The 13,643-nt window shown below is 65.5% G+C and carries 11 protein-coding genes; 7 read left to right on the top strand and 4 right to left on the bottom strand.

Annotated features, from left to right (window positions below; translation table 11 throughout):
• The first annotated feature begins 133 nt into the window (after positions 1-133).
• Both R1T44_RS02810 and R1T44_RS02805 read left to right on the top strand, forming a co-directional pair.
• Positions 134-721 carry a type 1 glutamine amidotransferase domain-containing protein gene (locus tag R1T44_RS02810; protein ID WP_043333235.1) on the top strand — a complete coding sequence of 196 codons (588 nt, stop codon included), beginning with the start codon at positions 134-136 and terminating at the stop codon, positions 719-721.
• A gap of 405 nt (positions 722-1,126) precedes the next feature.
• Positions 1,127-1,540, top strand: a complete 414-nt coding sequence (locus R1T44_RS02805) for a hypothetical protein (RefSeq protein WP_317292527.1) — start codon at positions 1,127-1,129, stop codon at positions 1,538-1,540.
• 117 nt (positions 1,541-1,657) lie between these two features.
• Here R1T44_RS02805 and R1T44_RS02800 read toward each other — a convergent pair whose 3' ends face one another.
• Together R1T44_RS02800 and R1T44_RS02795 are read right to left on the bottom strand one after the other, a co-directional pair.
• Positions 1,658-3,124, bottom strand: a complete 1,467-nt coding sequence (locus R1T44_RS02800; protein WP_248379790.1) for an aminoacyl-histidine dipeptidase — start codon at positions 3,122-3,124, stop codon at positions 1,658-1,660.
• A gap of 330 nt (positions 3,125-3,454) precedes the next feature.
• Positions 3,455-5,809 carry a tRNA(Met) cytidine acetyltransferase TmcA gene (locus tag R1T44_RS02795; protein WP_317292526.1) on the bottom strand — a complete coding sequence of 785 codons (2,355 nt, stop codon included), beginning with the start codon at positions 5,807-5,809 and terminating at the stop codon, positions 3,455-3,457.
• A gap of 290 nt (positions 5,810-6,099) precedes the next feature.
• On the opposite strand from R1T44_RS02795, the gene R1T44_RS02790 reads away from it, so the two are divergent.
• From R1T44_RS02790 to R1T44_RS02775, 4 genes are all read left to right on the top strand, one after another.
• Positions 6,100-6,660: an iron transporter gene (locus tag R1T44_RS02790; RefSeq protein WP_054555234.1), complete on the top strand. Its 561-nt coding sequence runs from the start codon at positions 6,100-6,102 to the stop codon at positions 6,658-6,660.
• Positions 6,661-6,836: 176 nt separating this feature from the next.
• The gene (locus tag R1T44_RS02785; protein ID WP_317292525.1) at positions 6,837-7,277 is read left to right on the top strand and encodes a cupredoxin domain-containing protein; all 441 of its coding nucleotides are present in this window, start codon (positions 6,837-6,839) and stop codon (positions 7,275-7,277) included.
• Positions 7,278-7,352: 75 nt separating this feature from the next.
• Positions 7,353-8,213 (top strand): FTR1 family iron permease, encoded by an 861-nt coding sequence (locus R1T44_RS02780; protein WP_043333240.1) that lies wholly within the window; start codon positions 7,353-7,355, stop codon positions 8,211-8,213.
• Between the two features lie 41 nt (positions 8,214-8,254).
• Complete coding sequence (locus tag R1T44_RS02775) at positions 8,255-9,748, top strand: 4Fe-4S binding protein (RefSeq protein ID WP_317292524.1); 1,494 nt, start codon at positions 8,255-8,257, stop codon at positions 9,746-9,748.
• A gap of 168 nt (positions 9,749-9,916) precedes the next feature.
• Here R1T44_RS02775 and R1T44_RS02770 read toward each other — a convergent pair whose 3' ends face one another.
• Positions 9,917-11,527 (bottom strand): DHA2 family efflux MFS transporter permease subunit, encoded by a 1,611-nt coding sequence (locus R1T44_RS02770; RefSeq protein ID WP_317292523.1) that lies wholly within the window; start codon positions 11,525-11,527, stop codon positions 9,917-9,919.
• 2 nt (positions 11,528-11,529) lie between these two features.
• A complete protein-coding gene (locus R1T44_RS02765; RefSeq protein WP_317292522.1) occupies positions 11,530-12,687 on the bottom strand; it encodes an HlyD family secretion protein in 1,158 nt (385 codons plus the stop codon).
• Between the two features lie 244 nt (positions 12,688-12,931).
• Between R1T44_RS02765 and R1T44_RS02760 the strand changes: the two genes are divergently transcribed.
• Positions 12,932-13,609, top strand: a complete 678-nt coding sequence (locus R1T44_RS02760) for a TetR/AcrR family transcriptional regulator (RefSeq protein WP_107335663.1) — start codon at positions 12,932-12,934, stop codon at positions 13,607-13,609.
• Positions 13,610-13,643 lie beyond the last annotated feature (34 nt).

Here is a 13,643-nt window from a genome sequence, read left to right as displayed (position 1 = left end):
GCACGAAAGGACGGGAATTGCCTGCCATCAGCGTGCAGCGCTCACTGCGGTGAGTGACGCACACCGAGAGCAGAATTCTCCCCTTCTCTGCCCAGCACGCTCGCAAGAGCCGAAGCACGGAAAGGAGATTCGCATGACACAGCAGACCGATCAGCAGACACGTCAACAACTGCAAGGTAAGCGCGTGGCCATTCTCGCGACCCATGGCTTCGAGGAATCCGAGCTCGCGGTGCCGCGCGCCGCACTGCAGGAGGCGGGCGTCGAGGTAGACATCGTCTCGCCGGAGAAAGACGGCATTCGTGCCTGGGCCGAAACCGACTGGGGCGAGAAGTATCAGGTCGACACCCCGCTCAGCGATGCCAGCGAACACGACTATCACGGCCTGGTGCTACCGGGTGGCCTGTTCAATCCGGACACCCTGCGTCAGGACGAGAGCGCACTGAGCTTCGTGCGCAGCTTCTTCCAGGCCCACAAGCCGGTCGCCGCCATCTGTCACGCGCCGTGGATCCTGATCGATGCCGGCGTCGTCGAAGGCCGTCAGATGACCTCCTTCCCCTCCGTCGCACAGGACCTGAAGAACGCCGGTGCCGAGTGGCAGGACAGCGAAGTGGTGTGTGACAGCGCGCTGGTCACCAGCCGCAAGCCAGCAGATCTCGATGCGTTCAACGCCAAGCTGCTCGAGGAACTGGCCGAAGGCAAGCACCAGCATCAGCACGCCTGAGGTCGCAAGCCAGAGAGCCGCAAGCTAGAGACCCGCAAGCTAGAGAGCCGCAAGCTCTGAAGCTTGAACAGACAGACGCCCCTGCCACTTCGGCAGGGGCGTTTTCGTTGTCTCAAGGGCGCAATCCGGTGCCTTGACGGCAGAAGTGAAGTGTCCTCGCAGCACTGGCTGACCCCCTCATCTCCGAGGATCGTTGACCACTCTGCAGCCGTGCGCCGGACAACCTCATTGCGAGCAACCACTTACGCCACAGGCAACGCAATCTGGATAACTCAGCTCCACAACAACACGACAAGCGACGCACGGAGACATTAGCGAACGCCTTTCGTAAAAGGCGCTGCGACACGATATTCTGACGACAAGGATCCTCTTGGGTGACTGACCGACCATACGGGAGCCCGCCCCATGCATATCTCTACCTTGACCACAGCCCTTGCGTCTCTGCTGCCTTCCCTGCTGCTGGGACTGACGCTGATGCTCGCCACGCCGACGCTGGTCGCCGCGGATGATCGCCATCGCGCGCAGGGCCAGCACGGCGAGCGCCACAGCACCCCGCACAGTCGCCACGAGGCGATCAAGCGCCGCCATCTCAGGATGTTCGACGAACCGCGCGTGGAGCGCCATCACTCGCGTCAGCATTCTCGTCATGACATCCGTCGCCATGTCCCCAAGCGCCGCTACTATCAGCATGGGCGTCTTGAGCACGACCGCTACCGCCCGTACTACTACCAGAACCATGACTCCGGTCGGCATGGCATCCGCCGCTACCATAACGGCGTGAGCATCGGCATTCCGGCGATCCGCATCAATATCAACTGAGCTTGCGCACTCTCATCAGGCCACGCCAGCGCCTGATGCCCAGAGATGACGACGCCCCCGCAGGCTGACCTGCGGGGGCGTCGTTCGTCTACGTGACGAGTCTTGCCTGAGAGTTGATCAAGCGGCCTTGGCAGGCTCGGCGAGCTCGGTGATCAGTCCCTTGAGCACCTGCCAGAATTCACCGACCGACTCGACCTCGACCCGCTCGCTGGGCGAGTGGGCGCCGCGAATCAGCGGCCCGAAGGAAATCATCTCGAGCTGGGGATACTTGGCCCCCAGAATGCCGCACTCGAGTCCGGCATGGATGACCTTGATCTCCGGCGCGCGGCCGGTGACGCTCTCGTGCAGGCTGCAGAAGCGCGCCAGCAGCTGCGCATCCGGCGCCGGCTGCCAGCCCGGATAGGCATTCTCGGCCACGGTGGTCGCGCCGATCAGCGCAAAGAGCCCACGAATGCGTTGCTCCATCATGGTCACGGCATCATCGCGCAGCGAACGCACCAGCGCGCAGAGATGGAAGCGCCCCTCGCGCAGCTGCACCACGCCGAGGTTGTTGGAGGTTTCCACCACGCCTTCCACCGCCGCGCTCATGCGTTCGACCCCGTAGGGCGCGGCATCCAGCACCGCGACCAGCCGCTGGGTGTCCTCGACGGACAGCGCATTCTCGGCATTGCCACGGGTCACGCTGAGCGAGACATCCGGGTCCGTCTCGCGCAGCTCATCGCGAATCTGGGCCTCGAAGTCCGCGAGGCGCTGGCGTGCGGCGGCGACGCGCTCGTCATAGATCACCACGCCGACCGTGGCCTCACGCGGCAGGGCGTTGCGCAGCGTACCGCCAGACCAGCTGACCAGACGCGGCTTGAACTCGGCCAGCGCGACCAGCGCGCGTGACATCAGGCGATTGGCATTGCCGCGCCCACGATGGATATCGAGCCCGGAATGGCCGCCGACCAGGCCACCGATGGTCAGCTCCAGCTCCGCTTCGGCATCCTTCAGGGACGAGGTGGCAAACTCGTGGGCGACATTGATGTCCGCGCCGCCGGCACAGCCGATATAGACCTGTCCGCGGTCTTCCGAATCCAGATTGAGCAGGTAGCGCCCTTCCAGCCAGTTCTCGGCCAGATTCAGCGCGCCGCCCATCGAGGTTTCCTCCTCGAGGGTGAACAGCGCTTCCAGCGGGCCGTGCACGAGGCTGTCGTCTTCGAGAACGGCCAGCGCCGCCGCGACGCCGAGACCGTTGTCGGCCCCCAGAGTGGTGCCGCGCGCCTTGAGCCAGCCGTCTTCCAAGTAGGTATCGAGGGAATCACGCGTGAAGTCGTGATCACTGTCGCTGGCCGCCTGGGCGACCATGTCGAGATGGCCCTGCAGCACGATGCCCGCTGCGCTCTCGTGGCCGGGCGTGGCGGGCTTGCGCAGACGCAGGTTGCCGAAAGCGTCGCGATCATGGGCGAGACCACGCGCTTCAGCCCAGTCGATCAGATAGGCCACCAGCGCGGCTTCATGCCCGGACGGGCGCGGGATATTGCACAGAGTGCGGAAATGACGCCAGAGGATGGCGGGGTCCAACGTATCGATATGCTCATTCATGGCGAAGATTCCTGTTCTTGTCATCAGCGAGCATACGGAACAGCGGACGGGCGTGGCTAGTGGTTGTCGACACCTATCGATCAGCGACTTCGAATATGCAAGGATGACAATCACGATCCTGCTGACAGATGCATGCCATTCCCCACCCTCATCGGAGCCTTTATGCCTCGTCGACTACTGCTGCTGACCGCCATCTCCGCCACTACCGGCCTGCTGATGCTGAGTGGCTGCTCGCCGATTCCTGACATGCCCGGCCCGATCGGCATTCCGGGCCTCTGAGCCGCGATCGGCCGCGCTGGGCTCATCTGATGCTCATGTCATACGGCCTTGTCATTCGCTCTGTTCGATCAGGCGCCCGGCGGCCGCTCGGCACCAGCGATCGCGCGCCTTGCGGCCCACGATGCCCTGCCCCTCGGCCCAGCTGATGAAGGCAGGCGCATCCTGTCCGCCCAGTGCCAGCACCAGCCCGTGACGCGACGCCTCATCGAGTCGTGAAGGCTCACGGGACTCGAGTGCTGTCTCGAGCCACGGCCGTACCAGCGCCAGCCCCCCGCCACCACGGCGATACCAGTCCAGTCGCTGCACGCATGCGGCTGGCGTCAGCGTGGCCAAGTCAGTTTCACTTCCTTGCTGCCGCAGCCTGTCGGCCAAGACGGGCGGCAAGCCGTGCAGCTCATGCCTCAGCAGGCTGGGCAGCAGGCGCTGGAAGTCCTGCTGCAGCGCGCCGAGCAAGGCATCCTGCGCCAACTGCCCGCGCGGCGCAGATTCGCCACTCCCGCTTTCGCCGATGGCCTTGCCCATCATCACCGCGTGCTCGCCACTGGCGGCATCGCGCTTGAGGCCCATGCGCAGCGGCACGAAGCCCTGCGCCAGCCAGAAGGCGACCAGATCGGCCTCGGCCCCGAAGCTGGTGCCGAGTCGCGTGACGCCTGCCGCCAGCGCCTGCTGCTCGAGCGCCTGGAGCAAGCGCGCACCCTGACCACGCCGCCATAAAGCGGGATGCACCGCGATGCGCAGCACCCGCCACCAGCGGGCTTCGGCGGCGCCCTGATGGCCTGCATGCGCCGCCAGTGACTGTGCCAGCAGGTGCCCGCGCGGACGCCGCTTGCCGCACCAGATGTCATGCGCCAGGGACGTCGGGAAGCCGCCCTCCTCGACGGCGGCCACCACCCCCAGCCAGGCATCACGCCCAGTCGTGACGTCTCGCTGACGAATCGCCATCAGCGTGAGCCCCGGCGTGTCGAGCAGCTGGCGCAGGTCCGCCGGCGTGGTGCGGTAATGCGCCTGCACCAGCAGGCCGAACAGCTGCCGCAACGCCGCCTCGTCACGCGCCAATGCATCACGCGCCAGTACGACAATGTCGCAGCCCTCCAGCCACTGCTGAGCATTCTTCGCGCATGACTCAGGCAGCTCAGGCAGCTCAGGCAGCTCAGGCGGCTGCGCCGAGAGCAGCAGCAGGTCATCGGTCAATGCTTCCAGCGGGTCGCCGGGCGCCCAGCGCACGGGCGTCTTCATCTCCAGCGCCTGCCAGCCGGGACACTGGCGCTCGAGATGATGGCGAAACCGCAACTGGAAGCCGCGCCCGGTGCCTTCATAGCCATGCACGGTGGTAGCGAAGGCGATGCGCGGGAAATGCGCCAGATAGCCTTTCAGCAAGGGCGTGGGGATGGCGGCGGCCTCATCGACGAACAGCCGCGGCAGCACCTCATCGTGGCAGGCGAGGCGAGCCGCCTCGATGGCATCCGGCGCCAGAAAGTGCAGTTCGCTGCCGGATGCCGTGTCGTCCTCCGCCTGTCCAGCCGGCAGCCGGAAGACATTGCCCTCGCGCTGCCCCCGGGGCAGCAGGGCCGCCAGGCGTTCGAAGATCGCACTGACCGCCGCAGGGCGTGGCGCCGTCAGCCAGACATCCTGCCCCGCCGCCAGACAGCGCGCCGCCGCGATGCCCAGCGCGCCACTCTTGCCACGCCCGCGATCGGCGCTGATCACCACGGGCCGCGCAGGCGCCAGAGCCGCCAGCGCAGCCACGCTGGCGGCCTGGTCCTGCGTCAGGCAGTCGCTGTCGGTGTCGGCGATGGCGTCTGATCGCGCCGCCTGATTGCCGCTTTGCAGCGATGGCGCAGGCAAGTGTCCGCCCTGTGGCCAGTGCAGCACACTGGCATGCGATGAGAGGCGCCGCGCCAGCCGCGCCAGATAGCGTGCCGTCAGCTGCTGCCGCGCGAAGGGCCAGTGGGCCAGCCGCGCGTGATCGCCATCCGGCACTGGCGCAGGGTCTGCCTCGGCCCAGGCGGCAGGCGTCATCAGCACCAGCAGGCCCCCCGCCTTCAGGGTGCCGGCCACGGCGCCGAAGGCATCGGGGTCGAAGCCAGTCGCCGGCTGCGCCGCATCGAAGATGATCAGTGACTGCTCACCGCCCAGCTGAGTGGCGGCCTTGGCCATCGCCAGCGCACGCACGGGCGTCGCGCCCGACGTCGACAAGGCTTCACCTGTGCCCAGCCACAGTGGGGCAGGCTCATGCGCTGGCCACCGCTCGCAGATCGCCTGCGCGGCGCCAGTGGGGTCATCGCCGCTGATCCACAGGCAGGCACGCTGACGCCGCGCGAGCAGATGTTGATGCAGCGTTCGGCACCACGCCTCGAGGGCGGGCAGATCACTGCGAGAAGGAGAATCTGAAGGAGGAGTCGTCATGTCGCGCAGCATGCCGCATGGCAGCGCGCCAGACCAGATGAGCAGACCAGATGGCGCGAGAAAGTCGCGAGGCAGCCGTGTGGCAATCGTGAGGCCGTTGCCAGAAAACCGCGATCTGCTCGGCGCTGCCGCCAGGCCTGCCACTCGCGCCTGTTACTTGAGAAGAAGCTCATGCTCATACAACGCCCCGTTGCAAGATGGGCAACGCAAGCGGCGCAGGGATGAGAATGGTTATATTTAGGCTTATCAGGATAATGAAGCTCCACTTCCCATCATTGCGAGCCCCCCCGATGCCACAGCGTCACTCCCTCACCACTGCTCTGCCCCGCGCGCTCAAGCCTTGCCTGCTCGCCCTGAGCCTGGCGGCAACATTCGTGGCGGGTCAGGCCTCGGCACTGGAATACCCGATCGGCACGCCGGTCAAGGAAGGCGGCATGGAAATCGCTGCGGTCTACCTGCAGCCGGTGGTGATGGCCCCGGCCGGCAAGCTGCCTGCCAATCAGGCCGATATCCACCTGGAAGCCGATATCCACGCGCTGATGGAAAACGACAACGGCTTCGCGCCGGGCGACTGGATTCCCTATCTCGGCATTCACTACACCCTGACCAGGCAGGGTGGCGAGGCGCCGATCGAAGGCGAGCTGGTGCCGATGATCGCCAATGACGGCACCCACTACGGCAAGAACGTCAAGCTGGATGGCCCGGGCAAGTACCACCTGACCTTCGAGATCCAGCATCCGGACATGCCGCGTCATATCGACAAGGAAACCGGCGTCGCCGAGTGGCCGCAGACCATCACCACCGACTACGACTTCGTCTATGCCGGCGTCGGCAAGAAAGGCGGCTACTGAGCGCCGCTCTGCCCTGCTGCATGACCCTGAATGTCTGCATCCCGTGAGGCGGCCATTGCCGCTTGCTCCTTCGATGGCCGCCTGTGCTGACCTGCATTCGCGGCCATTGGTCGCTCTACCACCAGCGCCTTGCGTTGGTGTCAGTGTGCGCTTTCCCTCATCGTCCGGAGTGTCCCATGCGCCTGACCTCTTTCTTGCCCTCCCTCTTGCCCTCTCGCCTGTCCTCTCGCCTGTCCTCTCACTTGCCTTCTCGCCTGCCCCGTCGAGCAAGCACCCAGCTGCCCGCGCTCGTCATGTTGCTCATCGCCCTTTTGCTCGTGGCCCTGCTGCCTCGGCCGGCGGCTGCCAGCGACATGCCGTCCTACGACCTGACCCTCGACAACGGCAAGCTCATCCCGGAGGTCCTTGAGGTGAAGGCGGGCGAGAAATTCGTCATCCAGCTGCACAACGCGGGCAATACGCCGGCCGAATTCGAGAGCAACTCCCTGCGCAAGGAGAAGGTGCTGGCACCGGGCGTGAAGTCGTTCGTCGTCATCCATCCGCTGCGCGCGGGCAGCTATGACTTCTTCGATGATTTCCACCTGCCGGACGCGCGTGGCAAGGTCATCGCCGAATAAGCTCGGCCACCCTGTGCCAATGACGACTTTTCGTCATCGATGGCGCGCACCGAACGTCAGTAGAAGAGAGTCCGCATGTTTGATCAGATCCTGTTTATCGTCTGGCGTGAAAGCGTCGAAGCCATTCTCGTCATCGGCATCATGCACGCCTGGCTGGTGCAGTCCGGCACCCGCGCGGGCCTGCGCTACCTGTGGGGCGGGGTCGTCGCCGGTCTGGTGCTGGCCGGCCTGATGGGGGCGGCGCTGATGGGCGCCAACACCTGGCTGACCGGCACCGCGCAGGAGGTCTTCCAGGCCGTACTGGTACTGACCGCCTGCCTGTTGATCACCCAGATGGTGCTGTGGATGCGCACCAAGGGCCGCACGCTCAAGGCCGAACTCGAGAGCGGCCTGGCCAGCGCCGTCTCCTCCGGCAGCTACTGGGGCGTGGCGACGCTGGTCGCCATCGCCGTGGCGCGTGAAGGCGCGGAAACCGTCGTCTTCCTCTACGGCATGGGCGCCGCCAGCCTGCAGTCCGGCGGCATCGCCAGCTTCGCGCTCGCCGCAGGCCTTGGCTTCGCCCTCGCGGTGGCGACCTTCATGGCGCTGCAGCTCGGTTCACGCCTGTTCTCGTGGAAGCTGTTCTTCCGCGTGACCGAAATCCTGCTGTTGCTGCTGGCGGCGTCACTGCTGATGTCAGGCCTCGAACAGCTGATCGGCCTCGGCTATCTGCCGGCAGGCCTCGACCCGCTGTGGGATTCCAGCTGGCTGCTCGATGATGGCAGCGGCCTCGGCGGACTGCTGGCGACCTTCGCTGGCTATCGCGCCTGGCCTGCCACGACGATGGTGGTCGGCTATCTCGGCTACTGGGTTATCGTCGCAAGCCTCATGAAGCGTCAGCGCAAGAGGGAGCGCGTCGACCAGCGCCGTCAGCTCACTGCCCGCGCGCGCAGCTGAGCCTTGCTCACGCGATCTGCCAGTCAGGAGAAACGATAGTCATGGCCAATTGCGGCTCCAGCCCCCACGGCGACATAGCCAACCTCATCGCCAGTGATGGCGGCACCTCGCCGGGCCGTCAGGCCACGCGCATCGCGCGCTTCGGACAGGCGATGCAGCAGCGGCGTGGTCTGATCCAGCTGGTGCAATGGCTGGTGGTCGGCATCTATGCCTTCCTGCTGGTGGTGCCTGCGTTGCTGCCACTGCCGGATTACCAGGCGCATATCCTCACCAACCTGACGGTGTTCGCCGAGTTCGTGTTCTGGGGGCTGTGGTGGCCCTTCGTACTGATCAGCATGGTGCTGATGGGGCGCGTGTGGTGCGGTGTCTTCTGCCCCGAAGGCACCCTGACCGAAGCCGCCAGTCGCATCGGCCTGGGTCGCCCGATTCCCGGCTGGATGCGCTGGGGCGGCTGGCCCTTCGTGGCCTTCCTCGGCACCACGCTGTATGGCCAGCTGGCCAGCGTCTATCAGTACCCGCTGGGCGCACTGGTGGTACTGGGAGGTTCGACGGTGGCCGCGATCATCGTCGGCCTGATCTACGGCAAGGGCACCCGCGTCTGGTGCCGTCAGCTGTGTCCGGTGAATGGCGTCTTCAATCTGCTGGCGCGCCTGTCACCGACCCACTTCCGTACCGACCAGGCCCGCTGGAACGCCCACAATCAGGCTGTCCGTCAGGGCAACGCCGTGCGCATGCACGCCCCTGACTGCGCGCCGCTGATTCCGCTCAAGCAGCTCGACAGCGCCGGTGACTGCCATGTCTGCGGACGCTGCAGCGGCTACAAGGACGCGATGCAGCTGGAGTGGCGTGCGCCGGGCGTGGAGCTGGTCGAGCCGCCGCAGCCGGTGCGCTTCACCCACTACTCGGTGCTGGTGTTCGGCCTGCTCGGCATCGCCATCGGCGCCTTCAGCTGGAGCGCCAGCCCGTGGTTCGTCGCCCTCAAGCAGCAGCTGGCCTTCTGGCTGATCGATCACGACCTGATGTGGCCACTGACCACCACCCTGCCGACCTGGATTCTGACCAACTACCCCGAGCACAACGATGTCTTCAACCTGCTCGATGGCAGCCTGATCACGCTGTGGATCGTGGTCGGTGGCGGCCTGCTGGGCGCGCTCACCAGCCTGCCGCTGCTGCTGGGCAACTGGCTGATGGGTGGCAAGGCGACGCTGTCACGCCTGTGGCATCTCTCGCTGAGCCTGATTCCGCTGGGCGGGCTGGGCGTGTTTCTCGGCCTCTCCGCCACCACCATGACGCTGCTGCGCGGTGACGGCATCAACCTCACCTGGGCCAATGACCTGCGCGCCACCCTGCTGGCACTGGCCTGCCTGTGGGGGCTGCGTCTGGCCTGGCGCATTACCGGCGTGCAGCACAACGGTGAGCAGCGCAACGGCGGCCTGCTCGCCGGCAACGCTGCACGGCTGATCGGAACCGCGAGTGTCGCGCTGGCCTGTCTGCCCGCGCTGGGCATCTGGTATCTGATGTTCTGGGGCTGGTGACGCCCTGCTGGCTGGATGCTGGCTGACTGACAGAGGCTCAAGGCCTGACACACCAAGGCTTGAAACACCAAGGCTTGAAAGACAAAGACCCGCCGATTGGCGGGTCTTTGTCTTTCAGCGACATGCGACTTTTTCTCAAAGTACGATCAAGGAGCCTGCAAGGCACCATCAGTGCGCTGGGCTCTGTTCGGCACTTTCGCTGGCATCCGCCTTGCTGGCCGGGTCTTGCGGGCGACGGAACAGGAAGGCCGCCACGCTGCCGAGCACATAGACCGCGCCCAGCCACAGGAAGATATTGTCGAAGGCCAGCACCTCGGCCTGGATGCTGATGCGCTGGGCGATCATCTGCACACCGGCCTGCCACGGATCAGCCAGCCCCGCGAAGGTCGACTGATAGCTTGCCAGCTGATCGATCACCACCTGGCGGCTCTGGTCGATGGCCCCGATCATCTGGTTCCAGTGATAGTCCTCACGCAGCTCGCGGATGGTATCGATCAGCGCCAGTCCCACCGCGCCGCCCAGGTTGCGCATCACGTTGAACAGGCCACTGCCGTTGCCTATCTCATGGGGCGCCAGACGTCCCATCGCCAGCCGGGAGACCGACAGCAGCACCATGATCTGGCCCGCGCCGCGGATCACCTGCGGCCAGAAGAAGTCATCGAAGCCCGAGTCCGAGGTCAGGTGCACGTTCATGCCGGTGCCGAGGCCGGTCAGCACCAGGCCGATGCACAGCATCAGACGCAGATCGATGCGGTCGGAAAGCTTGCCCGCCACCGGCGCCATCAGGAACATCACCACGCCGCTGACGAACATCACCTGCCCGATCTGCACGCTGGAGAAGCCGGAAATCGAGCCGAGAAACAGCGGCACCAGATAGACCAGCCCGTAGAGCACCACGCCGATCCAGAAGCCGATGATCGCCCCCAGCGCGAAGTTGCGGTCCCTGAACACCCGCAGGTCGACGATGGGGTTGCTGGTCGTCAGCACGCGCCAGAAGAAGCCGACTGCCGCCACCGCACACACCACACTCCAGAACAGGATCAGCGAACTGGCGAACCAGTCATCGCCGGGCCCCTCCTCGAGCACGAACTCGAGGCTGCCGAGAAAGACCGCCATCAGCGCCAGGCCCAGCGTATCCAGACGGCTGAGCAGGCCGCGGTCGCCGCTGTCGATCTCCAGATTGCGCCACACCAGTGTCGCCACGATGATGCCCGGCACCAGATTGACCAGAAACAGCCAATGCCAGCTCATGTATTCGGTGATGTAGCCGCCGACGGACGGCCCGATGGAGGGCGCCATGGTCGCCACCAGGCCGATCACCGCCTGGATGCTGCCCATCATGCGGCGCGGGAAGATCGAGAAGCTGGCCGCCTGGGTCAGCGGAATCATCGCCCCGCCCATGAAGCCCTGGACCGCACGCAGCACGATCAGGGCTTCCAGCGAGGTCGAGAGCGCACAGCCCAGACTCGCCAGCGTGAAGCCCAGCGCCGAGACGGTCAGCACCAGCCGCGTCGAGAAGATGCGCGCCAGCATGCCGGAGAGCGGAATCATCACGATCTCGGCGATCAGGTAGCTGGTCTGCACCCAGGAAATCTGGTCCTGACTGGCGGCCAGGCCCGCCTGCAGCTCGTTGAGCGAGCTGGACACGATCTGGATATCCAGAATCGCCATGAACATGCCGAACACCGCGGCCACGAAGCCGATCTGCTGGCGGCGCGTCGGCATGTCACTGGCGGTGCCCGCCGGGGACTGGCTCGGGGGCTGGGTCGTCTCGGCCATGCTTACTGCGCTCCGCGATCAGCGCTAGCGACCTGCGCGGCATCGGGCGCGATGACAGCGTCGGAGGTGACGTCGTCGGCGATGACGTCCCTGGAGAGGCTATCGACGGCATAGGTGCCGGTGTCCGAAAGCTCTCGTGTATCGACGCTGGGGATGACCGACAGACCGGCGCGCAGACGCGGCAGCGCATCCGCTGGGCCGGTCAGGCGAATGCGCACCGGCACACGCTGGACGATCTTGTTGAAGTTGCCGGTGGCGTTGTCGGTCGGCAGCAAGCTGAACTCGGTGCCGGTCGCCGGCGCCAGGCTATCCACCACGCCCTCAAACTCGATGTCCGGGTAGGCATCCACCTCGAGACTGACCGGCTGGCCGACGCGCATGCGCTCGGTCTGGGTTTCCTTGTAGTTGGCCACCACATAGGCGCTCTTCACCGGCACCAGCTGCATCAGGGTCAACGAGGCGCTGGCCATGGTGCCCACCTCGACACTGCGATTGCCGACCACGCCATCCTGCGGCGCGTAGATCGAGGTCTTCTCCAGCTGGTGGCGCGCGTAGGCGAGATCCGCCGCTGCTGACACCACCTGGGCACGCGCCGATTCCAGCTGCGCCTTGTAGACCTCAAGCTGCTGCCGGGCAGACACCAGCGCGGCCTGCTTCTGGGCAACGCTCGCCTCGGCGGTGCGCAGGGTCACCTGGTCATCCTCATAGGACTGACGCGAGGCGTAGCTGCGGCTCTCCAGACTTCTGGAGCGCTTGAGATGCAGCGCCGCCTGATCGCGTTCGGCCTTGGCCGAGGCCAGCGCGGCCCTGGCCTCGTCGATCTTCGCGCCTTGCAGGTCCAGCTGACGCTCGGCCTGGACTTCCCCGGTGCGGGCGTTGTCCAGCGCGGCACTGGCCTGGTCCAGATTGGCCCTGGCATCTTCGTCATCCAGCTGCACCAGCAACTGCCCCTTCTTCACCGGCTGGTTGTCATGCACCAGCATGCGCGTCACCCGCGCGGTGATCTCGGAACGCACCGCGACGCTGTCGGTACGCACATAGGCGTTGTCGGTCTCCTGCATGAAGCGCCCGACCTGCCACCATTCGACCCCCATCACTCCGCCAGCGATCACGCCCGCCACCACGATGAGTGCCACGACACCCTTGCCTGCCTTGTTCATTCGGCGACTCTCTCTTGCTGCCTGTCGGTGACAGGCGTGTAATCTGTCTGACGCTGCGGATGAGGCGGCCACGGCGCTTGCGAGCGCTCAGGCCACGGCTGTCATCTTGCATCGCCACAAAGTGTAATGAATACTACACTTACTTGAGGCAGCCCCGACAGTTTCGACAGACAGCGTCTCTCGTTCGCAATATCGCAACCTTGCCTGTTTCAGGCGGTTTCCGGATCACAGACAGGACACTCACATGACTGATTCGCCCTCATCAGAGACCGCCCCTGACTCGGGAAGCACCACGACTCGCGCCTCACCGCGCGGGGAAGCACGCCGCAAACGCCAGCTGGAAGTCGCGCGCGAACATTTCCTCGAACACGGCTTCGCCGCGACCAGCATCAATGAGATCGCTCGGCAGGCCGGCGGATCACTGGCAACGCTGTATCGTAATTTCGGCAACAAGGACGGCCTGTTTCTGGCCGTGATGCAGCAGGAGGCTCAAACGGTGTGGTCGGTGATGGACCACGAAGCCAATGAGACACGCAGTGTCGAGGAAGCACTGGAAGACTTCGGCATGGCGATGCTGGCGCTGGCCCTCGCGCCCGAACTGATCCGCCTGTTCCGTGGCCTCGCCTTCGAAAGCGGCCGCAACCCGCAGCTCGGCAAGCTGTTCCTCGACAACGGCCCCAAGCTGACGCGACAACGCCTGGCAGGCTACCTGTCGCGTCAGGTCGCCCAGGGTCACCTGCCGTCCACCGGCCTCGGCCAGGAACCACTGGCCGCCGCCAACCTGCTCACCGGCATGCTGCTCAACCCGCTGCATGTCGACGCCCTGCTCGGCTGCCCACCCGACACCGCAAGCCCCGAACAACTCCGCCCACATGTCAGACGCTGCGTGCGGGTATTCCTGGCAGGTTTCGGTGCCAGTTAGAAAGCTTGCAGGCTTCGGGGCAAGTTGAAGAGCT

This window comes from Cobetia amphilecti (assembly GCF_032923285.1).
In the GTDB taxonomy this organism is placed as follows: Bacteria; Pseudomonadota; Gammaproteobacteria; order Pseudomonadales; family Halomonadaceae; genus Cobetia; species Cobetia amphilecti.
Note: the sequence above shows the minus strand (reverse complement) of the source record. Positions and strands in the feature narration are given on the sequence as shown.